Genomic DNA, 23,463 nt, shown 5'->3' with positions numbered 1-23,463 from the left:
TCAGGAAAGACCATTACCATGGCACCTATGGCTTTATTCCCACCAAGACCAAGTGCACAGCAACCGGTCCAGCCCCATCGGGGCCAGGCCACGACCCTGGTCAGCAGCGACGACCTGCAACGTTCCCGACAGCTGGTCGACCGGATTCGAACCCGGTTCGCCAAAAACCTGGTTGGCCAGGAGGGACTGCGCGAGGCGCTGATCGTGACCCTGGTGGCCTCGGGACACATCCTGATCGAGTCCGTGCCGGGCCTGGCCAAGACCACTGCCGCCCAGACCCTGGCCACATCGGTCTCAGGCAGCTTCAAGCGGGTCCAGTGCACCCCAGACCTGATGCCCTCCGACCTGGTGGGCACCCAGGTCTATGACTTCTCCAACCAACGTTTCTCCACCAAGCTGGGACCCATCCACGCCAACTTCGTCCTCCTTGACGAGATCAACCGCTCCAACGCCAAGACCCAGTCGGCCATGTTGGAGGCCATGGCGGAGGGGGCCACCACCATCGGCGGGCAGCGGATCGACCTTCCCCAGCCCTTCATGGTCATCGCCACCCAGAACCCCATCGAGGAGGAGGGCACCTACAACCTGCCCGAGGCCCAGATGGACAGGTTCATGCTCAAGGCCGTCATGACCTACCCGGACACGGACCAGGAAACCCGGATGCTCCAGCTCCTGGCCAGCCGGGGCACCGACATGCCCCTGGCCGACGACCAGGGCAGGCTGACCATCGCCGACGTGGAGTTCCTCCGTCGCAACGCACGTCGGGTCCACGTGGCCGAGCCGATCATGCGGTATGCGGTCGATCTGGCGGCCACCAGCCGCGGCGACGGCCCCAAACCCATTCAGGGTCTTTCCTCACAGGTCCGTCTCGGTGCCAGCCCCAGGGCCTCGATCGCCCTGATTCGCATCGGTCAGGCCCACGCCCTGATCAGCGGCCGTGACTTCGTGGTTCCCGAAGACCTGAAAGGATTCGCCCACCAGGTCCTCCGCCACCGCATCCTGCTCACCTTCGAGGCCATGGCCGACGGGGTCAGCAGCGACGACATCGTCGATACGATCCTGGAAACGGTACCCGTACCATGATCCATGACCTTGGGCACCGGGACCCGGTCCGGAGGCGAATCGAAGCGCTGGGGTCCAGCATGAGCCTGCCGACCGTGCGCAAGGCCATGGGTATCCTCGAGGGAGAACACCCCTCGGTAATGCGGGGAAACGGCTACGACATCGCCGGAATCCGAACCTACGAACCCGGCGACGAGACCCGGCTGATCGACTGGAAATCCAGCGCCAAGACCGGTAGGCCCATGGTGGTCGACAAGGATCGACAGCTGACCAGCAAGGTCTGGCTCCTCCTCGACGTGGGACGCGAGATGACCGGAAACTGCCCCAGCGGGGAAGAGGCCATCCAGGTGGCGGCCAATGCCCTCTGCATGTTCGCAGCCCTCTCCCTGAGACGTTCCGACGAGGTCTGTCTGGTTTTGGCCGACAGTTCCACCATCACCCGCATACCCTGCCGCGGAGGATTCGCCCGGTTCGAACAGACCTTGGATCGTGCCGTCATGAACCGCCGGAGTGATTCCAGAAACATCGGGGCCCTCCTGGATTTTGCCCTCAAGATCCGGGATCGACACGCCCTCCTGGTCCTGGCCACGGACGAGACCGCCCTGCACGAGGACCATCTGGCCACGATTCGTCGACTGACCCAGACCCACCCACTGAGCCTGGCCTCGGTTCGCCTACTCAACCCTCTCCGTCCGGAGGAAGACCTGGGCCCCATCCTTGAGGCACAGTCGGGACGCAAGGTTCCGGCCTTCCTCCGGACCGAACGGACCGGCCAGGAAGTGGCGGTCCACCGTGGGTATGTGGCGGCGGCCCTGCGGCATGAACTGGCGCGGAGCGGTTCCACCCTGGTCCGTGCCGAATCCAGTCAGGCCATGTTCGAACAGTTCATCCACCTCCTGTCGATCACCCTCCCCACGGTTTCCGCCGGATATTCGGCCAGGCGTTCCGCGGCGGGTCCGACCACCGCTCCCATATCCGGGAGGTCGGGTCGGTGACAAGCATGCAGAACCAACCGATACTCGCCCAGCAGATGCAGCCGCTTCCCTTCATGGAGGAACCCAGGTGGCTTCTCAGCCTTACCCTGACCTGCATTTTCCTGACCGTCCTGACCATCGCCCTGGCCATCTTCCTACCCAGGTTCCACAGAAGGGGCCAGGACCAGAGGGGGAACCATACATCGGTCAGCCCCAAAAAAGACTGGCTGCGACAAATCGACCAGGTGGTGGCCGACCATGGGGACGGCAGACTGACCCGGGACCAGGCCATGAAGGACCTGGCGGGAATAGCCCGACGATTCGCCTCCCAGTCCTGGAACCAGGACATGAGCACGAAGACCCTGACCGAAATCAAGACCCAGCCCAGGACCAACAGCACCTCACAGGGCCTGGACCTCCTCCGTCAGACCATCGATGCCCTCTACCCCCCTGAATTCGCCTCTCCGGCGAGCCTTACCGCCAGCGACACCGTCGGCGTGGATGAGGCCGCCAACTGGGTGCGGTCCCTGATCGAAAGGTGGCGCTGATGAACATCGGTCGGGTGACCTGGCGTTGGCCCTGGATCATGGCCCTGGGCCTGGTTCTTGCGATAGGGGTGGTCCTGGCGGTCCTCTGGATGGAGGCCAGACGGAACCGGGCCAGGCAGTCCGGTCAAGACGAGCGATCCCGCATCGAGGTCTGGAGCCTGGATGAGGACCTCAACACCGAGGCCGGCATCCGTCTCTTCCACCAGTGGCGCAACCTGGGCCGGTTGGCCTGTCTCCTTCTGGTCCTGACCCTCCTGGCCGGCATCTGTCTGGCGGGGCGCCCCTCAACCGTAGATACGACCGAGGAAACCGGGCACAGCCGGGATATCGTCCTCTGCCTGGACGTCTCCGGATCCACCCTCCCCTACGACCGGGAGGTCCTGGTCTCCTACCTGGACCTGGTCGGAAGGTTCAAGGGGGAACGAATCGCCCTGAGCATCTTCAACTCCACATCACGGACCGTCTTCCCCCTGACCGACGACTACGACATGGTCACCAAGGAACTGCGCAGGGCCAACCGGATCCTCAAGGGGGTCCAGTCCCAGGACCAGATCGACAAGATGAGCGATAAACAGTACCAGGACATCAGCGATTGGCTGGAGGGCACCCAGAACCGGAAGGATGTCACCTCCCTGATCGGTGATGGTCTGGTCGGCTGTGCCGCCCTCCTGCCCGGCTTCACCACCAAGGAGTCGGGAAGGGGCGAGGAGGCCGAGGACCGCGCCGCCTCGGTGGTTCTGGCCACCGACAACGTAACCTCGGGCAAACCCACCTACACCCTGGAGGAGGCGCTCAAACTGACCGCCAGGACCGGGATTGCCGTGGATGGTCTCTACTCGGGCCCCAAGGAGAGCCTCTCGGACGAGAGCACCCAGGAGATGCGTCGCCTGATCGAATCGCATCAGGGCATCTTCCTGGTCCAGCAGAACGGTGACTCCATCGCCTCCCTGGTCCGGCAGATCGAGCGACGACACGGGGGCGACCCGGGTACCGTCAGACAGTCCAGCCTGGTGGACTCCCCCGGCTGGTGGGTCCTGGCCATGAGCCTGGCCCTGGGTGGATACCTGATTCTGGTCTGGAGGCTGAAGCGGTGAACATACTGAACGGTCTGACCCTGGACCCCTCCCTGGGATGGACGGGCGGGGGAATACTGACTGCCCTCCTCCTGCTCCTGGCCGCGGCCATCCCCATTACGCACCACCGCGCCAAGGGGCACACGGATGCGGGGACCCTGGCCACGGTTCGACGGACGGTCATGGTCCTGGTGCTGGCCCTCATGGTCCTGACCCCCAGCGTGGTCAGCCAGACCACCAACCGGGCCATCAACGCCACCGATGTCTATATCGCCGTCGACGTAACCGGCTCCATGGCCGTCAAGGACGCCGCCTACGGGGACCACAGCGACATCTCGCGCCTGGAGGCCGCCCGTCTGGCCGTGGACGACCTGACCAAGGCCTACCCCGATGCCTCCTTTGCGGCCCTCCGTTTCGGAATGTCGGGCACCCTGGACCTCCCCCTGACACCGGATGACCGGGCCATCGGAAACTGGAGCCGGGGTCTGCGGACCGAACCCACCTCCCAGTCGGCCGGGTCCAACCTGGACGCCCCCCTGGATCAGCTGGTCATCTCCATGAAGGAGACCAGGCAGCAGCATCCCGACGACCGGATCCTCCTCTACCTGATCACCGATGGCGAACAGACGAGCAGCCATCCGCGGCGGTCCTTCTCGACCCTGCGCGCCTACCTGGATGACGCCTTCGTGCTGGGAACCGGATCCGCGACGGGCGGCCGGATCCCCGTCAGCCAGGACACCCTGGAGGGCACTGAGGGCACCCACCCCGAGGGTGATGATCAATGGGTCAAGGACCCCCAGACCGGTCAGCCCGGCATCTCCACCATGGATCAGAAGAACCTGAAGGCCCTGGCCGACGAGATGAGCGGTTCGTTCGAACATCTTGACAAGGGCCGCACCCTTGATTCGGGAACCACGGCCAAGGCCTCGAAGCAATATCGGGTGACCACGGTGACCAAGATCCGCCGACACGTCACCCCGCTGATCTGGCCCCTGGCCCTGGTGGAGGTGATTCTCCTGATCTGGGAGCTGGCCGACTGGATCAGGACCTCAAGGAGGCTCCTATGAACTCGGCAGCGCACAATTCGTCAGAGACGACCGGAACGGAGACCGTGAGCGGGAAGAGGATGCTGGGAGCGAGAATAATCCTGGCCTTCCTGGGGCTGATCATGGCCCTGATCGCGGCCTGGGGCCTGACCAACATCAACGCCATCAGCACCTACAACCAAGCCACCCACTCCCTGAACACCAGCATCGCCGAGGCCAACCGGTCCGATGCCGACCCGGCCAAGATCAAGGCCATCCAGGAGCAGACCGACCAGCTCTTTCACCAGGCGGAATCCATGGGCCCGATTCTCCTGCCGGGGACCAGGCAGACCATACAGCAGAGCCGGGCCGTCAGCGACAGGCTGACCCGGCGGGCGACCAGACAGCTCCGCAGCCAGGAGGCCTCCAAGGGGGGCGCGGGGCGGTTCGCAGGCTCCCCGGGGCAATCCGGCACAGGCAAGCAGGGACAGCAGGGGCTGACCAAGGACCAACAGGAGAAGGTGGATGAAATCCTGAAGCAGAGCCAGCAGACCCACGATCCATCGGGGGGCACCCAGACCGACCATGCAAAGGAAGACCAGAAGACGGACAAACCCTGGTAGGTAAAGCAGACCGTCAAGGCAGGCCTGACCTCCGACGCACATTTGACCACATCCACCCCGGATGGTGCTCCTCTCCTTTCGGCCCTGGTGAGATGGGCATATGATCAATTCCCCCTTCATCCCACCCACCCTCTTCGGTCAGCCCGCGGGAGGGACGACCGGGGCGGACCTTGACCAGGCATCCACCTGCGACTGTCATCGGAGCGTGGCCCGTTGCTCCCGGATGATGACCGCACTGATCGACCAGACCGAACAGGTTCTCAATGATGCCCATGCCCTGATCGACCAGGCCGGGGCCATCGACTGGGAGGGCCAGTCCGCCCGGGCCTTCAGGGAGAATCTGATCCGGGCCTCCGACCTGGCCGATGACCAGGCATCTTCACTGATGCAGGCCAGACAGCTCCTGGATGAAGAGACCCGGCCATGATGCGGCAGGTGTCCTCGCAGGTCGGATCCAATGGATACACCCGGGTTCAACTCGAACAGCTGACCCGGATGGCCGACCAGCTCAACCAGTTCGCCATCAGCATCGCATCCCTCCAGGAGGGATGGAGCCTGACCAATTTAGGATTGGCGAGGAGCAGGAGCCTGACCCTGACCTGTCCCTCCCTGAACGGAAGCCGGGTCCAGGATGGCGGGCACGCGGTCTTCCCCTTCGACTTCGCCATCAGAACCTGCGATTCCCAATGCGATGACTGCCAGGACCTGACCACCCTCCTATCGGATCAGGCGGAAGCCCTGACCGGGGCCTATTCCCTATATTCCGAGGCGGAATCGCGCATGTCCGGCATACTGGCGACCGTTCTTGTCGGTCCGGTCAGATTCAACCCCCTGGAAAACATAAGGACCCTGGCGGTCATGACCCTCTGCACGTATCTGGGGGACTCCCTGGTCAAAGGCCACATGGTCAGTCTGGCGGAATTCCTGGAAACGACCTCACCCCTCCATCAGGACACGATCCTGGCCCTGTCTGAGCGACTCGTCCCCTTTTCCAGATCCCCCATAGGTCATTTCTCGGAGTGGCTGAGCCGGGCCATGCCCACTTCTCAACGCAGGTTGGAAGTGACCCCGGTCAGGCCGGGCGGTGACGGGTTGGAAAGCGCCCACTGCATTGACCAGGCCCTGGGCAACCTGCAACGCCTGGGCTCCCGTGACCAGGGCTTCTCCTATGACACCATCGCCGTGCAGAAGTACAGGGATGCTGATGGAGATATCCGTTGGGTGGTCTACATACCTGGAACTAGTTCCCACCCCGACTCGGCCATCGGCTGGGGGCAGAATCTCCAGCTCATGAGCGACAGGCCAGGCACCCGCACGCAGGCCGCCTCCACCCGCCTGGTGACCGAGGCGATGGGCATGGCCGGGGTGGCACCTGTAGACCGGGTCAGTCTGGTCGGGCACTCCCAGGGCGGAATCGTGGCAGCCACCCTGGCCAGCGACATGGCGGACCGGTACCGATTCGAACATGTGGTGACGGCCGGCTCCCCCATCGGCAACCACCCCATAGCCCCGCAGACCTGGACCACCAGTGTCGAGATGCAGGAGGAGCTGGTCTCCAGCCTGGATGCCAGGGACAACACCGAGCGGGACCATCGGCTGACGGTCCGGGGCCGGGATGCAGGCACCACACCGGCCCAGGCGAACGCCCCCTACTCCAGGCAACCGGTCCCATTCACCAAGGGGACCGTGGAGTCGACCCACGGCATGAACTATCAGAGGGCGGCCTGGCAGAATGCCCTGGCCAAAGGGTCACCAAAAATCATCGAGCAGGATGAGCACTTCGCCCGGTCAACCCGTGGCGACCTGGTGGAGACCACCTACTATCAGGGCAGGTTACGGGATTGACGGATGACAGGTCAGGCCGGAGAACACGGGCCCGGGAGCGAATGTCGTCCGGTTGGCGGTTTCGCCTAGACTGGGGGGCATGAACCTGAGCCGAGTCACACCTGCCATTGCCCTCAATCCTCTGGATGGGCGTTACCGCATGCAGACCTCACCCTTGGTGGACCACCTCAGCGAGCCGGCCCTGAACCGCGAGCGCATGCGGGTCGAGGTCGAATGGATGATTCTCCTCGCCAATGGGTACCCCGACCAGGGCAACCAGCCCATCCTTCCGGGCATCGAACCCCTGACCGCCGATGAGCAGGCCTACCTGCGCGCCATCCCCGAGGATTTCGACGACCAGGGTATCGAGGAACTGGCGGAAATCGAAGCACGGACCCACCACGACGTCAAGGCGGTGGAATATTACCTGGACCGCCGACTGGAGAAGGCCGAGGGAAGCCTGGGCGCCGGTACGCAACTGCCCCGGTTGAAGGCGCTGGTCCATTTCGCCTGCACCAGCGAAGACATCAACAACCTCTCCTACGCCCGGTGCATCCGTGGCGCGGTCGAGCAGGTCTGGCTCCCTGCGGCCCAGGCCATTGTGGACCGTCTGGCCGAGATGGCCACCACCCATCGTGGCCTACCCATGCTGGCCCTGACCCATGGACAGCCGGCCACCCCCACCACCCTGGGCAAGGAGATGGCCGTCTATGTCCACCGGCTCAGCCGACAGCTGGACCGGGTCCGCCATCAGGAGTACCTGGGCAAGATCAACGGGGCCACCGGAACCTTCGGCGCCCACCTGGCCGCCGCCCCTGACGTGGATTGGGTCCGTCTCTCCAGGGAATTCGTCACCGGACGCATGGGACTGGTCTGGAATCCCCTGACGACCCAGATCGAATCCCATGACTGGCAGGCCGAGCTCTACTCGACCATCAGCCACACCGGACGGATTCTGCACAACCTTGCCGTTGATGTCTGGATGTACATCTCCCGGGGCGTCTTCGCCCAGGAACCGGTCAAAGGGGCCACCGGCTCCAGCACCATGCCCCACAAGGTCAATCCGATCCGTTTCGAGAACGCCGAGGCCAACCTGGAGATCTCCTGCGCCCTCCTGGACACCCTGGCAGCCACCCTGACCGAGACCAGGTGGCAGCGCGATCTGACCGATTCCACCACCCAGCGCAACATCGGTTCCGCCTTGGGATACAGCCTTTTGGCCCTGGATAACCTCAAGGGGGGCCTGGCGGCCATCCACCCCAACACCCAGGTCATGCAGGAGGAGCTGGACAACAACTGGGAGGTCCTGGGTGAACCCATCCAGACCGCCATGCGGGCCGCTGGCCTTGCCGGCCGGGCCGGGATGGAGGACCCCTATGAGCGGGTCAAAGAGCTGATGCGAGGCCACCGGATCGGCAGGGGGGATGTCGAGCGCTTCATCGACACCCTGGACCTGGATCCGGAAACGGCCCGGAGGCTCAAGTCCCTGACTCCGTCCTCCTACACCGGGGCCGCCGATACATTGGTGGACTTCGATCGCGACTGACCATGACCGAGGTTCCCAACCAAAAGCAGGAGAAGTCCGGGGAGGGCCAATCCCCGGTGACCGACAAACCCACCATCGTGGATACCCCACCCCAGCGGGTCCATGATGCCGAGGATCTGCTTCGGGCCCTGGCTTCGCTGATCATGGCCCTGCTGATAGCCCTGGCGGCCGTCTACCTGAAAGGGACGGCGGCCGGCGTCGAGTCGGATATGCGGCAGGCGGGCAACGCCATGGATTGGCTCATGGATGTGCCCACCAACTTCCTCCAGCAGGCCGTTACCGTGACCGTGGTTCTGGCGGTTCTGATCAATCTTCTGATCAACCGTGAATGGGTCCAATCCATCACCGCCCCCCTGGCCATGTTCATGGGGTACGGGCTGATCCTGGTCATCTCCAATCTGATCATCTCCACCCACAACCCCACCCTGATCGCCTCCTTCAGCTCCCAGAACGCCTTTGGCTCACCCGTCCTCCTGCCCGACATCTACGCCGGCCTGGCCGCCTTCCTGAGCGCGGCAGGACCCCGTCGCCTGCGCAGCACGGTCAAGTGGGGGTGGAACGCCCTGTATGTGGTGGCCGTCATCATGGTCATCATCTCGTCCAATTCGGCCAGCGGGGTCCTGGTATCCCTCCTCCTGGGCCGGATGACCGGCATGGTCATCCGCTACATCGCAGGCACCCAGAGCAAGGGCGCCTGGGGGGATGGGGTGGTCCAGGCCGTGGCCTCCATCGGCATCGACCTGGCCGAGCTTACCCGCGTGGATGCCACCATGGACGCGGATGGACAACCCATCCCCTGCCTGGATGACGACCTGATCGAGGCCTCGAGAATCTACAGGGCCAGGGACAAGGCAGGCACTGCCTACACGATTTCAGTCATGGACGGCCAGCTCCACACGGCCGGATACCTGATGCAGATCTGGCAGTGGATCAAGCTCTCCGGTGTCTCCATGCGTCGGGACAGGTCCGTCAGGGACTCCATGCAGCATCACATGGCCGTCCTGTTCGAGCTGCGTGACCTGGGGCTTCCCGCCCTCCACCCCTACGGCCTGGCCGAGAACGCCGAGTCCTCCATCCTGGTCTTCCATGACGACATCCACCTGACCCCCATCGACCTGGACCACCTGGATGCGGACCAGGCCCGTCAGCTCATGGACTTCCTGGACAAGGCCAACGGTCGCGGCTACACCCATCGGCGCATCACTCCGAGCACCTTGGCCATGGACAGGGAGGGCCATGCGGTCATCGCCGGCTGGGAAAACGGCGACAGCGCCAGCTCCTCGGCCAATACGGCCCTGGACCGGGTCCAGCTCCTCAGCCTGATGACCGCCGCCCTGAGCGTCGAGGAGGCAGTCCGGATCGGCTTGGAATCCTGGGGCGAGACGACCATGGTCGCCCTGACCCCCTTTGTGCAGATGGTGGCCATCCCCGCACAGACCCAGGCCCTGCCCGGATGGGACAGGCAGGTCATGTCGGACCTGCGTGCACGGCTACGGGCCATGGCGCCACCGGAGTCCGTCGGGTCCATGGACCAGGTCAGCCTGTCCAGGTTCAGCCTGCGCAGCTTCCTGGCCCTTGCCCTCCTGGTTGTGGCGGCCATCGTCATCCTCACCCAGTTCAACCTCCAACAGGTCATCCAGGCCGTCCGCAACGCCAACCCCTGGGTGGTCGGCCTTTCCTTCATACTGGGGTCCTTCTCCTGGGTGGGATGCGCCGTCACCCTGGGTGTCTTCATCGACAAGAGGAAACGCAACCTGCGCGGCATCTTCCTTTCCCAAGTGGCCTCGTCCTTCACCTCGGTCTCCATGCCAGCCGGCGTGGGGCCGGCCTTTGTCAATCTCCAGTTCCTGCGCAGGAGCGGGTACGACAACACCATGGCCACAGCCATCATGAGCGCCGTGGTGGCGGTCCAGTTCGCCACCACTTTCGTGCTCCTGGTGGTCATCGGCCTCTTCACGGGCCGCAACACCCTCTCGGGGATGATTCCCACCAACACCCTGGTCATCGTGATCGGGGTGGTGGCCATCGTCGCCGCCCTGGCCATGGCCATCCCCTACACCAGGCGGCTGGTCGTGGACCGCCTCATGCCCATCGTGGCCTCCTACGCGCGCCATTTGGTCGACATCCTGACCCAACCCCGTCAGCTCCTGATGGCCGCCTCGGGGGCCGTACTCCAGTCCGCCGCCCTGGGCCTGAGCTTCTGGGCCGCCCTGATGGCCTTCGGGTGCAGGACGAACATCTTCGAGACCACCTTCGTCTTCCTCCTGGCCAACACCCTGGGATCGGCCGTGCCCACCCCCGGCGGATTGGGTGCCATAGAGGCGGTGCTCTTCTCGGCCTTCCGACTGGCCGGGGTTCCCTCCGGTGTCGCCATATCGGCCACCCTGGTCTTCCGTGTGGCCAACTACTGGCTACGCATCCCACTTGGTGCCCTGGCCATGCGCTGGCTCAGCCGACGCAATCTGATCTGAGCATTGGGGTTTTAGCCTTATCCTGGGCCGAATCCGAGTCCCGAATGGTCATTTGGAGGTCTGAAATGGTCCGAAACGTGAAACTTGGAAAGAAAATGAAGCGGAAATACCGGGAAACCCCCGAAAAATGCGGTGCTTGACCCCCATCTGCGCTAATATCAGTCATTGACCGTTGGGCTTTCCACAACAAAGGAAGCAGGGGAGCCCCCGAAAGAAGGATGCTCTATGGCATACAACAAATCTGATCTTGTCTCGAAGATTGCTCAGAAGTCGAATCTGACCAAGGCCCAGGCCGAAGCGGCCGTCAACGCCTTCCAGGATGTCTTCGTTGAGGCCATGAAGTCCGGAGAGGGCCTGAAACTCACCGGTCTCTTCTCTGCCGAGCGCGTCAAGCGTGCCGCTCGTACCGGCCGCAACCCCCGCACGGGCGAGACCATCAAGATTCCCGCGAGCTACGGCGTCCGTATCTCCGCTGGTTCCCTGTTGAAGAAGGCTGTTTCCAACAAGAAGTGAGCTGACGACCTCACCGGTTTTCAACAGGCCCGGCCCTTATGGGCCGGGCCTGTTTGCGTATCCCCGCCCGGACCTCCCAGTGGGCGGCCAGTGACCGGCAGCGGCATTCAGACGGGATCGAACACCGCCCGGTCCTGGGCCAGCTCTCCCATCATGGCCAGATAAGCCTCGTCAGACTCATGGGCAAAGGGGTCCATCAGCCTCACCTCATGCCGGTGGTTGCCCTGGAGGACCAGGCGGGTCCAGTCGCAGGACCACTGGAGGGGCGTCGTCTCCGCCCTGGCCACGAAGTTTCCCCGCAGCCGCGCCCTGGTGGTCTGTGGGGGCGTCCGCAGGGCCTCCCCTATGCGATGGTCGTCCACCAGGGTGCGCATCATCCCATGCCGGACCAGGGCCCCATAGGACCGGCCGGAGGCGATGTCGTGGTAGTCCAGGTCCAGACGCCTGGCCTTGAGGGGATCGGCCCCGCGCGCCTCCTCCCCCTTGAGGAGCCTGAGTTTGGCGGCCCAATCGACCCAGTCGGCCAGATCCTCCCAGCGACCGGCATCCAGGGCATCCAGGGCCGCACGCCACAGGACCAGGACCTTTCCGACCATGGGAATGCCCACCCCGGTCTGATCGCCGGAATCATCGATATAGGCCCTGCAGGCCTCCCAGTACCGGTTCTGCAGATCCAGGGCTGATACGGTCCCGCCACCCTCCAGGTCCAGGGGAACCCTGCCGTTCCTGTCCCTGCTGACCGACCTCATGGCTGCACCCGGATCGGCCAGGGCACAGTCACCGAAGGGGATGGACCTCCCGGCCAGGACTTCCTCCTCGATCAGGCCCAGGACCAGATGGGTGGTGGCCAGCTTGAGCCAGGTGACCGTCTGGGAACGGTTGGAATCCCCGAGGATGACGTGCAGGCGCCGATACCGGTCGGGGTCGGCATGGGGCTCGTCGCGGGTATTGACCATGGGGCGGGCACGGGTCGTGGCCGAGGAAACGGCCTCATCCAGGAAATCCGCCCGCTGACTGAGCTGGAAACCATCCTCGCCCAACCGTCCGGCCCCGGTGAAGAGCTGCCGGGTCACCAGGAAGGGCACCAGCTGCCCGCGGACCATCTCCAGGGGGACCTGACGGCGCAGGAGGTAGTTCTCGTGGCACCCGAAGGAGTGCCCCCGGGCATCGACGTTGTTCTTGAATACGTGCACCCGGGCGCCCGGCCCCAACCGGTCCGCCAGGATGGATCCGGCCTGACGGGCCAGATTCGCCATGATCCGCTCCCCCGCCAGGTCCTGGATCAGGGCATCCATGGGAGTCAGGGCCTCTGCCGTGGCGTATTCGGGATGGGAACCGACGTCCAGATACAGCCGGGCCCCGTTGGAAAGGTAGATATTGGTGGACCGGTTCCGTTCCACCAGGCTCCGGAACATGGCCATGGCCACCTGCCCGGCGCTGCAGTCCCCGTCGCCACCGGTCAGGCTGACCCCGTATTCGGTCTCGATGCCGAAGATACGACGGTGATCGATGCCTGGAGCCCGGTCCATCAGTTACTCACCGCCCTTTTGCACGAACCCCTTGACGTACTCTTCGGCGTTGTCCTCCAAGGTGGATTCGATGTCGTCCAGGACGGAATCCAGGGAAGTGTCCTGGGTCCGGGCCCGGGCCGAAGCACCGGCGGTCCCTGTATCCTCCTCCGTCTGCTCCTGCCCCGACCGGGCTGAAGACGAAAGCCGGCTGAACTCCTGTGGCATGATCCTGACCTCCTATCGTGGCGACCTGGTTATTTCCGGGTACGCCCACCATCCCTTATACCGCTTTCGACCGCCCGGGACTAGTCGGATACCAGATAGGAACCCAGTTCCTTGTCCATCAGGCCATTGGTCGCCACGACGTCGTTGCTGCCCTCCCAGCGGACGTGGCCGCCGTCCCACCGCCAGAGGGTCCCCTTGGCTTCGCGGACCACCACTGCGGCCGCGGAGACGGCGGGGATGTCCCAGGAATGAAGGGCAGGCTCGAAGTAGGCGTCGTAGCTGCCGTCAGCCACCCGGCAGAGGTCCAGGGAAACGGGCCCCACACGCTTGATATCGGCAGGTTTACCGGCCATACGGGAGACGATCTGAAGGACCTGCTCGGATTCATTGGGGAAGTATGACATTCCGAAGCTGATGACCGACCCCTTGAGGGTATCCATGGTGGAGGGGATGATCTTCTCCCGTTTGTCGCCCACGATGGTCCGCCTGATGCGGATGGCCCCCTCGCCCTTGGCGGCGAGGTAGGTCAGCCCCAGGACCGGGGCGTGGACAATGCCCATGACCGGCGACGCGTGCCCGGTCCCGTCAACCGCGAAGAGGGAGATGGTGACGGTCCACTCGGCCATGTTCCTGACATAGTTGACCGGCCCATCAATGTGGCCCAAGCACCAGTACCGACCGCCTGGCCTGCGGTTGCCGGCCTCCTCCTCCCAGAACCCGTCGAAGGGCTCCAGGTTGGCGATCTTGGTCCGGCAGTAGCGAATCAGACGGGTGTCGATACCGGAGGAGAACTGGGTGCCCCGGTCGATGGCCGAGGTGCTTCGAGGATCGTGGGGGTTGATCTGGTCCTGGAGGGCATGACGACCGGCCTCGACCGCTATGGTGGCGACCTGCATGGCCAATTCACGCAATTCCATATTTCTCTCTTTCACATCGGCCCGGCAGAAGTACCAGGACGAATCCATCCATTGGCTTGACCCCGCTCATCCGATATCAGCAGTATAGGTCGCGTCCCTCCCCCTTGAGGAGCCACCGGCCAATATTCCCAGAATGTTCCAATAGTCCCCGGCAATCGGCTTCGGTGTGGCCTGTCGGGTCGGTCAAGTCCATGTCCAGGGCCTGCCCTTCATCCCCATCCGGGTCGGCCAGGACCACCCGGCTCCAGGACATGGACCGGATGACTTCGGGGCAGTCGTGCAGGAGGCGGGATCTGAACCAGGCCCTGGTGCCGGCGGGCGCCTGGTCGGTGGCGGCCTCGACCGCTTCCGGAGATACCGCTGACTGGATGCGGGTTGCAAGGCGGGAAGGCAGGTCATGCCCCGGGTCAAGGCGGGCCCATTCGATGTCCAGGGCAGCCAGGCGGGGGTCGGCCCAATCCCGAATGGAACGACGACGGCGCAGGCCCTCCAGGAGCTGCCACTTCAAGAGCCACTCCAAACGACCGGCCTGGGCGGTCATGCCCATCCGCCCATCCGCATCGGCCCCGCGGACCTGGTCCAGATCCTCCAGGGCCCCTCTCCAGAGTTCCATGACCCTCCCGGTGGCCTCACCGGGCCAGGCGGGTTGCCCCTCCCCGTCCCTTCCATAGAGGGCCGCACCCGCCTGGCAGACCCCTTCGAGGAGGTCATACTGAATCTCCAGGGCGGATTCCCGCCTGCCCGATTCCAGGGCCAGAGGCTCCTTGAGGCTCAGATCCCGGGAGACGACCCGCACGGCCGCCACCGGATCGTCCATGGCCAGACGCCCCAGGAGGGCATCAAGGTCGAACCCGGCGGTCTCGGCATCCTCCAGGAGGGCCAGGAGCATACTGGTCGTCCCCACCTTGAGGACCTGGGGCAGGTCCATCCGGTTGGCATCCCCGGCGATGACATGGAACCGCCGGGTGGAGGCGGTGCTGTGGGATTCGTCCCTGGTGTTGATGATGGGCCGGTCGAAGGTGGTCTGCAGACCAATTCTGGATTGGAGGTAGTCGGCCCGCTGCCCTATCTGGTAGCCGGACCCCCTCCCCTCGGATCCCAGGCCCACCCTGCCGGAACCGGTGAAGATCTGGCGGGTCACGAAGTGGATGGTCATCAGGGCCGCCACCCGGGCAAAGGGCACGGAACGGTCCATCAGGTAGTTCTCATGGGTCCCCCAGCAGGCCCCCTTCCCGTCCACGTTGTTCTTGTAGAGTCGCAGGCCGTGGCCCTCGCCCCCCTGACCGGCACGTGCTGCCGCCTGGGCCATGAGGAGGTCGCCGGCCCGGTCATAGGTCAGCGCCTGGAAGGGGTCCGTGGTTTCGGGAGAGGAATACTCTGGGTGGGCGTGATCGACGTAGATACGGCCCCCGTTGGGGGCCAGGACGTTGATCAGGGCGGCCTGGGGCGAATCCGTCAGCATGCTCGGTCTGGCCATGGCCCTGGGCAGACGTCCGGAGCGGGCATCGTTGACCGGGTCCTCCCGGCCATAATCCCAGTGGATGCGCGAGCGCGCTGGGTCGGCAGCCGCCCGGACCAGCTCCAGGGAGAGAGCCACCGGGTTGGCCCGTGACCCGTCCCCGGTCGCAATGGCGTACTCGGTTTCGGTGCCGACCACGCGCTCCACCCTCATGACTCGGCCCCGGCTCTGTCGACCAGACGGATGTCACTCACCCGCCCTGCGGTCAGCCCGGCGGTACGGGCCCATTGCTCGGGATTCTGGTCGCCCACGGAGTCGAGCATGTCCAGGTATTCCTCCTGGACGGCCTTCAGGCACCGGTCGGCATCCAGACCGACCTCCCTGTCCTGACGGATGGAGTCCTTGACGGCCATGGTCTTGGCCCTGTCCACGATGTTGCGCAACATGGCGCCCGAGATCAGCTGGCTCATGTACAGCGGGTTCCACCGGCCATCCTGGTCAAGCAGATCGCAGACCTTCCGGCCCGGGTCCTGGCGGTAGACATCCCTGACCAGGACCTGGACCAGGTCACCCCCGCTCGTTCCGGCCGCCAGGGGAAGGTCAGAGGTCACGTACCGGGAGAGTATGGAGGCGGCCGCCTCCCGACCAGGCCGGTCGATACGGACTTTCACATCCAACCGGCCCGGCCGCAACACGGCGGGGTCGATCATGTCGATCCTGTTGGAGGCTCCGATGACCATGACATTATCCAGGGCTTCGACCCCATCCAGTTCGGCCAGGAACTGGGGGACGATCGTGGTTTCCACGTCCGATGAGATGCCCGACCCCCTGGTGCGCAGGAGGGAGTCCATCTCGTCGATGAAGACGATGACCGGCCCACCCTGGCCGGCGCGCTGGCGTGCCCGCTCGAAGATCCGCCGCATGAGCCGTTCCGACTCCCCGACGAACTTGTTGAGCAGCTCCGGCCCCTTGACCGAAAGGAAGACGCCCCGGGTGCCCGACCCCCTGGCCAGGCTGTTGGCCACGGCCTTGGCGATCATGGTCTTCCCGTTGCCGGGGGGACCGTAGAGGAGGAGGCCCTTGGGTGGGTTGAGGGCGAAACGGCGGAAGAGGTCCTTGTGGAGGAAGGGAAGCTGGATGGCGTCACGAATCCGGTCGATCTGCCGGTCCAGGCCGCCGATGTCGGCAAAGGTGACATCCGGCACCTCCTCCAGGACCAGGTCGTTCCGGTCCTCCTCGGGAACCAGGGCCAGGGCCATCTGCCCGGAGGGATCGACCATGACCTGGTTGCCCACGCTCAGGTCCGTGTCCATCAGGGCACCGGATCGTTCGACCAGGCTGGAGGCACCCGAGGTGTCCTGGACGACCAGGGCACCGGAATCCATGATCCGGCTGACCTGGCGGAGTGGTCCGCTTCCTGCCTGGTCGCGCACCTGGACGACCACCATGTTCTCGTCCAGCAGCAGGGTCTGCCCCGGCCTGACCCTGTCGGCCCTCACCCCGGGCGCCAGGGCCAGAACCATCCTGCGGGACCCATAGAGGACCTCCAGGTTGGCATGCTGGACACCCATCTCATCGAAGGAAACCGAATCCACCCCCAGGGCCAGGGCAAGGTTCATGGGTGGTGAGGCCATCTGGGCCAACTGGGTCTTGGCCTTGGTCAGTTCCTTACCGGCCCGGTTCAGAGCCTGGACCAGGGCATGGTTACGCTCCCTGAGGGCATCCATGGCGGCCGCCTGGTCCTGGGGAAAGCCTTCTTCCTGGGCATCCGCGGGTCCGGTCAGGGGCGAGCCATCCGGGTGCAGACCCCCATCGGGAACCCCGTGATCTTGTCCACTCACCATATCCTCCTCGACCTGGTCGGAACCTACAGGAACCGACCTTCCTCTTCCCCGATGCTAACCGCGTCCAGGCCCCGCCGGTGGTCGGGGGCCCGCATGCTGGTGGCCGGGATTCCCCGGCAGGACCTGGGTCCATCAGTCGCAGTAGGCCCCGTTTTCCAACCGCGCACCCCTGGCCCAGTCGATGGCCCGCATGGCCTTCTTCCCGGCGGCCTTGACCTGGAGGAGCTCCAGGGGGGCCGAAGAGGTCCCCACCCAGATGTGTTTCTTGGTCATATACAGACAACCCGGTCTCAGCCCCTCCGGCAATCCGGACTGGTCGGGGCGGGCAGGCGCGGCCTCCAGGACCTTGACCTGAGTGACCCGGCTCCCGCCTTTCCCGTCCTCATGCACCTGGCACCAGGCCCCTGGGTTGGGTGTGCAGGCCCGGATCTGCCGGTCAGGGGCGAAGACGGGCAGGTCGAACCTGATGTGGGCATCCTGGCTGGTGACCTTTCTGGCCACCTCATAGGCACCGTGGGGCTGGTCGACAGGGAGGACCCTCCCCTCCGCCAGTGCCTCCAGGGAGGCCGCCAGGAGGTGGGATCCATCCTCGGCCAGGCGGTTCAGGAGCTGACCTGAGGTCTCATGTGGTCCGATCTCCACGGTGGACTGGGCCAGGATGGGCCCCTCATCCATACCTGGGGTCAGGCGGAAGACCGTGGCCCCGGTAATCGTCTCCCCCGACCAGATGGCCCGTTGCACAGGAGCAGCCCCCCTCCACTGGGGCAGGAGGGAGAAGTGGAGGTTATACCAGCCCCCCGGCATGGCGTCCAGGACGGGCTTCTTCAGAATCTGCCCATAGGCCACGACGGCGGCGTATTCGGCCCCGGTCCGCCTAAGTCGGTCGACGAAGTCAACCCCCTTGGGGTCGGCCTCGATGACGGGAATACCCAGGTCCAGGGCCGCCGCCTTGACCGGACTGGGCTCCAGCCTTCGACCCCTCCCCTTGGGGGCATCCGGCCTGGTCAGGACAGCCACAACATGGAAGTGCTCCTGGTCACCTGCCAGGAGCCTCAGGGAGGGCAGGGCCACATCCGGTGTACCCGCAAACAAGATCTTCATCACCATATGGATTCACTCCTCCGCATTCCGCCGTCGGCCGGGAAGGCAAGCCGCCCAGGCCAATCATCGGCATCCTTCATTTGACCTGGGGTATGTCCAAACCAGATTCGATCAGGAGGGTCCTGAGTTTATAGGGATCCTTCAGGCAGACGCTCCTGATGCCCGCCTGGTTGGCAGCCACCACGTTCATCCCCTTGTCATCGATGAAGAGGGCATCCTCGGCCCTGATGCCGAACTTCTGCAGGGCGTACTGGTAGATGTCCTGGTGGGGCTTGCGCATATGGACGGGGCCGGAGACCACCAGGTCGTCCAGGTCATGCAGGATGGGGTACTGCTTCCAGGCGTAGGGGAAGAGCTCGGTGCCCCAGTTCGACAGGCCCCAGACCCCGACCCCCAGGGCCTTCAGGTCCTTGACCAGGACCCGCGCCCCCGGCACAGGACCGGTCAGGGAGTCCACGAAATTCTCGCAATAATAGGTGAACATGCGATCCCAGGGGGCACCGTGCCGCTCGTGGACCCAGGCCTGGGCCTCCCGGCAGGAAGCGCCACCATCCATCATGTTATTGGCATCGAAGAACCCCGACTTGTCGTTGTCCAGCATCTCCCTGATGGATTCGGGACCGTACCGGGAAACCATGGCCATTTCCGGTTTCCAGTAGATCAGGACGTTGCCGAAGTCGAAGATGACCTGCCTGATGGGCCGTCCCTGAGACGACCGGGCCTGGTCATCGGCCAGTATGACATCAGTGGGGACCTCGACCTCTCCGGGCCATCCAATCATCGTTCTCGACACCTTTCCTCGCGTTGCATCGTCCCCTCCATGCAAGCATGCCTCATAGACCCCCGAGGGCCGCCTAGGTCAGGTCCTTGGGGTCCATCTGGAACTTCAGTTCCTCCCGTCCCCGCTTGGCCAGGTATTCGGACAGGCCCCGCCTGAGCAGGTCCGCCAGGAGGTCACGCTGCTCCGTGGTGACCCTGACCAGGGCCCTGACCCGATCCTGGGTTCCTTCCAACTGACGGGCCACGAGGGTCCTAGGGGGCGGTATGGGCACCGGACCCAGGGTGGCGGGGACCTCCCCCTCCTCGGTCTTGAGCAGGGCCAGGTCACCGGTGGCGGCTCCGATCCTGTCGAGAATCCATGTCACGGCCCTCCGCCCTCCCCAGATGGTGGCCAGGGAGTAGGCGGGCGGCATGCCGGTCACCCGTCGATCGTCCAGCTCGGCCCCGGCCAGGAGGGGACTCCTCCAGGTAATCAGGGCCTGGGCCAACTGCGGATCCGTCTCGCCCAGGAGGAATACCTGGCCGCCCTGATCCCGAGGTCGGCAGAGGGAGGCGGTTCGCATCCAGTCGGAGAGGGTGTCGATACGGGCATCCACCCCCTGGGCGTACAGGCTGGTCCAGGCATCCAGGATGGCGATGGCCGCATATCCGGGCCTGTGATCCAGGGAATCGGAATGCACGCCGTCGACAGCACCCTGGTCGTCGGCCCCGCGCCGCGGAACCACGATCGGCTCGGCTCCCGGTGTGGCGATGACCAGACGGGACTTCTGGTCCACCTCGGAAACCGGACCCCGGGGTTGGCTGGGTGATGAAATAAGGATGGGGACATTCCTGAAGAGCATCCTCAGCTCCTGGGCGGTGCCTGCCGCCCCGACCCTGACCACCCGCAGCCGCTCCCCGCCGCAGACCGGGCAGGTCCAGTTGGTGGCGGCAACACCGCACCAGGCACAGCGGGGCACGGCTTCGCGGGTGGACTGGAGGGGTCCGGTACACCTGGGGCACCGTGCCTGGCGGTGGCAACGGGCGCAACTCAAGGCCTGGCTGAAGCCATCCTGGGGTATGGAGAGGAGGACGGGTCCTGCGTCCAGGGCCTTGCGAAGAGCGGAAACAGCCGTATGGGGAACCCTGGCGCCGATGGTGGGGTCGGCCAGACGGGTCAGTTCCTCACGGTTCAGCCATCTGACCCAGGGCAGGCGCGCCCTGCCCGGGGTGTCCGAGGAATGCAGGGGACGAATCGGACCGGTGACGCCGGAATCGACCTCTTTGGCCAAGGGCCCGCTCTCCCACTGGGATCGGACGCTCCTGGACCGGGCCAAGACCAGGAAGACACCGCCATGGGTCTTGGCCCGCAACCTCAGAACCCCCCGGGCGTTGGCATAGGGCATCATCCCATCCGCACTCTGGTAGGCGGCATCATCCATCAGGGCGAAGAGGGCCGGGCCCTCGACCGGGGCATACATGGCCGCACGGAGTCCGATGACGCACCGCACCTGCCCTGAGGCCAGGGCCAGGTAGGACCGGTATCGCTCGGCCGGGGCCATCGAGGAATCCAGAATGGCGTAATCGCCCGCCCAGCCCGGCCCGCCCGAATCGCCGATGCCACCGGTCCGTGGTCCAAAGGGCGCCAGCCCCAAGGCCTGAAGGGTGGAGGAAAGGTGCTCGACCGCCCGCATATCAGGCAGGACCATGACGGCCGACCTTCCGGCCAGAAGGGCCTCGACCAGGGACCAGGCCGCCAGGAGTTCGGCACGCCCCGGACCGGGACCGATATCCGCCAGGAAGGAGGCAAAGGTCTGCGATTGCAGGGCCTGGGCGAATTCCCCCAGCCGGTCGTAATCCCGATTCAGGTCCTCCCTGACCCCGGCCGTGACGCGGTCCAGCCGGGCCACCCCGTCCATGTCGGAGGCCAGGCGGGGCTGTCCGGGGACCAGTTGCTGCTCCTTGTCGATCCGGGCAACCCGGGGCGGTACGGCCAGACGGAGGATGTTGGCCTCGGTCCCCCCGTAAGCCCGGGCTATCCCGGTGATGTCCTCACGCAGGGAGGCCGAGACCAGGGCATGGGGAATGATGACCCGTTCCAGATACCGGAGGGATGAGGCCGGGACCTGGCTGGTCCCTTGCCTTCCCCAGATCACCCCGTTGATCAGTTGACGGCCGAAGCGCACCCTGACCAGGGATCCGGGCTGGGCACCCTGGTCCTGATCCCGGTCGACCAGGTAGTCAAAAGTACCGCCCAGGTGGGTGGCCTGGACGTTCAGGACCACCTGGGCCACCGGATCCCGATCGGCCGGTACATGCTGCTTGGTGGCACGTGTCCGGCGCGGTTTCCTCGGGGCCAGACCATCCAGGGCCAGCTGCTGAGCCTCCTCCGGATTCATCGGCTCAACCTCCTGACGTGATGATGGGCACCCCTTGCCATGTCGGGTTCATGATTCGGCGCGCAGATCTCCTCCAGCATATCCGCAAGAGCTTGGACACGGTCGCTCCCGCACTGACCCTGCTCGAACAGAACAACCACCCCCGACCGGTCCACCGCACCCATCCGTACCGACATGAAGGGACCACGACCACCCCCGAATCCTTCCAGGAGTGTGCCGTGGCCCATGAAAACCTCTATGGCCCGCCCTATCCGCGCGGCCCCTTTGCCTTACTTGGCCATGCCGACGGCGGCCTTGAGCTCGCCCACCTTGTCGACGCCCTCCCAGGTGAAGTCGGGATCGTTGCGGCCGAAGTGTCCGTAAGCAGCGGTCTTGGAGTAGATGGGGCGCAGGAGGTCCAGCTCGTCGATGATGGCGGCGGGCCTCAGATCGAAGACCTTGCGGACGGCCTCCTGGATCTGGTCGCGGGTCACACCCTCCTCGGTCCCGTAGGTCTCCACGTTGACGCTGACCGGATCGGCCACACCGATGGCGTAGGCCACCTGCACCTCAACCCGGTGCGCCAGACCGGCGGCGACGATGTTCTTGGCCACCCAGCGGGCTGCGTAGGCCGCGGAACGGTCCACCTTGCTGGGATCCTTGCCGGAGAAGGCGCCACCACCGTGATGGGCAGCCCCACCATAGGTGTCGACGATGATCTTGCGTCCGGTCAGGCCGGCATCGGCTGCAGGGCCGCCCAGGATGAAGGAACCCGTCGGGTTGACCAGGACACGGTAGCCCTGATGTTCGATCGAATCCCCGCAGACCTCATCGAGGACGGGGGTGATGACATGCTCCACCAGCTGCTCCTGAAGCCAATCATGGTCGGCCTCGGGATCGTGCTGGGTCGAGATCAGAACCGTATCCACACGGACAGGCCGGTCATCCTCGTCATATTCGATGGTGACCTGGGTCTTCCCGTCAGGACGCAGGTGGGGGACGATACCCTCCTTACGGACCCGGGCCAGGCGGTAGGCCAGCTTATGGGCCAGGTGGATGGGCAGAGGCATCAGGGTGTCGGTCTCGTCGCAGGCGTACCCGAACATGACGCCCTGGTCGCCGGCCCCCTGGGATTCGTACCGCTCCTCGCGGGTGGCGGCGCTCTCCCGGGTCTCGGTCAGGCGATCCACGCCCTGGTTGATCTCCTGACTCTGCTCGCTCAAGGAGACCGTGACCCCGCACGAATCGGCATCCAGACCTATGTCGGAAGATGTGTACCCGATCCGGCGCAGGACGGAACGGACCTGGCTCTGGATGTCCGTGTACCCCTGGGAGGAGACCTCACCAAAGACCAGGAAGAGACCGGTGGCGGCCGAGGTCTCCACAGCCACATGGGAGTGCGGATCCTGGGCGATCAGATCGTCGAGGATGGCATCCGAGATCTGGTCACAGACCTTGTCGGGATGCCCCTCCGTCACGGACTCAGCCGAAATCAGCCGTCGTTCTGCCATTACAACCACCTCTTGTTTCTACATGACCGACTGGTTCAGCCGTGGGAGGCGTCGATTCCCCAGACATTGCTTGGTGTATACGGACGTATACGAGACGGA

20 protein-coding genes are annotated in these 23,463 nt (G+C 64.9%); 11 read left to right on the top strand and 9 right to left on the bottom strand.

Annotated features, from left to right (window positions below; all coding sequences use genetic code 11):
* Positions 1–27: 27 nt before the first annotated feature.
* The 11 genes from Q0K62_RS01485 (at position 28) to Q0K62_RS01435 (ending at position 11,659) form a co-directional block, all read left to right on the top strand.
* Complete coding sequence (locus Q0K62_RS01485; protein WP_297316212.1) at positions 28–1,083, top strand: MoxR family ATPase; 1,056 nt, start codon at positions 28–30, stop codon at positions 1,081–1,083.
* Positions 1,080–2,057, top strand: a complete 978-nt coding sequence (locus Q0K62_RS01480; RefSeq protein ID WP_297316211.1) for a DUF58 domain-containing protein — start codon at positions 1,080–1,082, stop codon at positions 2,055–2,057. The genes Q0K62_RS01485 and Q0K62_RS01480 overlap by 4 nt, the downstream gene beginning before the upstream one ends.
* Positions 2,054–2,584, top strand: a complete 531-nt coding sequence (locus tag Q0K62_RS01475) for a hypothetical protein (RefSeq protein WP_297316210.1) — start codon at positions 2,054–2,056, stop codon at positions 2,582–2,584. The genes Q0K62_RS01480 and Q0K62_RS01475 overlap by 4 nt, the downstream gene beginning before the upstream one ends.
* Positions 2,584–3,678 carry a VWA domain-containing protein gene (locus Q0K62_RS01470; RefSeq protein ID WP_297316209.1) on the top strand — a complete coding sequence of 365 codons (1,095 nt, stop codon included), beginning with the start codon at positions 2,584–2,586 and terminating at the stop codon, positions 3,676–3,678. The genes Q0K62_RS01475 and Q0K62_RS01470 overlap by 1 nt, the downstream gene beginning before the upstream one ends.
* A 5-nt stretch (positions 3,679–3,683) precedes the next feature.
* Complete coding sequence (locus Q0K62_RS01465; RefSeq protein ID WP_297316245.1) at positions 3,684–4,724, top strand: vWA domain-containing protein; 1,041 nt, start codon at positions 3,684–3,686, stop codon at positions 4,722–4,724.
* Positions 4,721–5,305, top strand: a complete 585-nt coding sequence (locus tag Q0K62_RS01460; RefSeq protein ID WP_297316208.1) for a DUF6466 family protein — start codon at positions 4,721–4,723, stop codon at positions 5,303–5,305. The genes Q0K62_RS01465 and Q0K62_RS01460 overlap by 4 nt, the downstream gene beginning before the upstream one ends.
* Before the next feature lie 100 nt (positions 5,306–5,405).
* Positions 5,406–5,732: a hypothetical protein gene (locus tag Q0K62_RS01455; RefSeq protein ID WP_297316207.1), complete on the top strand. Its 327-nt coding sequence runs from the start codon at positions 5,406–5,408 to the stop codon at positions 5,730–5,732.
* The gene (locus Q0K62_RS01450; protein ID WP_297316206.1) at positions 5,729–7,150 is read left to right on the top strand and encodes a hypothetical protein; all 1,422 of its coding nucleotides are present in this window, start codon (positions 5,729–5,731) and stop codon (positions 7,148–7,150) included. The genes Q0K62_RS01455 and Q0K62_RS01450 overlap by 4 nt, the downstream gene beginning before the upstream one ends.
* Positions 7,151–7,229: 79 nt before the next feature.
* Positions 7,230–8,675, top strand: coding sequence for an adenylosuccinate lyase (gene purB, locus Q0K62_RS01445; RefSeq protein ID WP_297316205.1), 1,446 nt, complete (start codon positions 7,230–7,232; stop codon positions 8,673–8,675).
* A gap of 2 nt (positions 8,676–8,677) precedes the next feature.
* Positions 8,678–11,146, top strand: a complete 2,469-nt coding sequence (locus tag Q0K62_RS01440; RefSeq protein WP_297316204.1) for a lysylphosphatidylglycerol synthase transmembrane domain-containing protein — start codon at positions 8,678–8,680, stop codon at positions 11,144–11,146.
* A gap of 225 nt (positions 11,147–11,371) precedes the next feature.
* Positions 11,372–11,659, top strand: a complete 288-nt coding sequence (locus tag Q0K62_RS01435; RefSeq protein WP_297316203.1) for an HU family DNA-binding protein — start codon at positions 11,372–11,374, stop codon at positions 11,657–11,659.
* Between the two features lie 107 nt (positions 11,660–11,766).
* Here the strand turns inward: Q0K62_RS01435 and Q0K62_RS01430 are convergent, their stop codons facing one another.
* The 9 genes from Q0K62_RS01430 to metK form a co-directional block, all read right to left on the bottom strand.
* Entirely contained in the window at positions 11,767–13,188 is a 1,422-nt protein-coding gene (locus tag Q0K62_RS01430) for a proteasome accessory factor PafA2 family protein (protein WP_297316202.1), read from the bottom strand.
* Between the two features lie 3 nt (positions 13,189–13,191).
* Positions 13,192–13,395 (bottom strand): ubiquitin-like protein Pup, encoded by a 204-nt coding sequence (locus tag Q0K62_RS01425; RefSeq protein ID WP_297316201.1) that lies wholly within the window; start codon positions 13,393–13,395, stop codon positions 13,192–13,194.
* Positions 13,396–13,475: 80 nt separating this feature from the next.
* Positions 13,476–14,312, bottom strand: a complete 837-nt coding sequence (locus Q0K62_RS01420) for an inositol monophosphatase family protein (protein ID WP_297316200.1) — start codon at positions 14,310–14,312, stop codon at positions 13,476–13,478.
* A gap of 76 nt (positions 14,313–14,388) precedes the next feature.
* A complete protein-coding gene (dop, locus tag Q0K62_RS01415; RefSeq protein ID WP_297316199.1) occupies positions 14,389–15,984 on the bottom strand; it encodes a depupylase/deamidase Dop in 1,596 nt (531 codons plus the stop codon).
* Entirely contained in the window at positions 15,981–17,498 is a 1,518-nt protein-coding gene (gene arc / locus Q0K62_RS01410) for a proteasome ATPase (RefSeq protein ID WP_297316244.1), read from the bottom strand. Before arc ends, dop begins: the two co-directional genes overlap by 4 nt.
* A 249-nt stretch (positions 17,499–17,747) precedes the next feature.
* Entirely contained in the window at positions 17,748–18,719 is a 972-nt protein-coding gene (fmt, locus tag Q0K62_RS01405; protein ID WP_297316243.1) for a methionyl-tRNA formyltransferase, read from the bottom strand.
* A gap of 73 nt (positions 18,720–18,792) precedes the next feature.
* Positions 18,793–19,497, bottom strand: a complete 705-nt coding sequence (locus tag Q0K62_RS01400) for an HAD family phosphatase (RefSeq protein WP_297316198.1) — start codon at positions 19,495–19,497, stop codon at positions 18,793–18,795.
* 73 nt (positions 19,498–19,570) lie between these two features.
* Positions 19,571–21,874, bottom strand: a complete 2,304-nt coding sequence (locus Q0K62_RS01395; RefSeq protein ID WP_297316197.1) for a primosomal protein N' — start codon at positions 21,872–21,874, stop codon at positions 19,571–19,573.
* 269 nt (positions 21,875–22,143) lie between these two features.
* Positions 22,144–23,364 (bottom strand): methionine adenosyltransferase, encoded by a 1,221-nt coding sequence (gene metK, locus Q0K62_RS01390; protein WP_297316196.1) that lies wholly within the window; start codon positions 23,362–23,364, stop codon positions 22,144–22,146.
* Positions 23,365–23,463 lie beyond the last annotated feature (99 nt).

Source organism: uncultured Bifidobacterium sp., assembly GCF_945269915.1.
Classification (GTDB): Bacteria; Actinomycetota; Actinomycetes; order Actinomycetales; family Bifidobacteriaceae; genus Bombiscardovia; species Bombiscardovia indica.
This window is presented reverse-complemented; position numbering and strand designations above follow the sequence as displayed.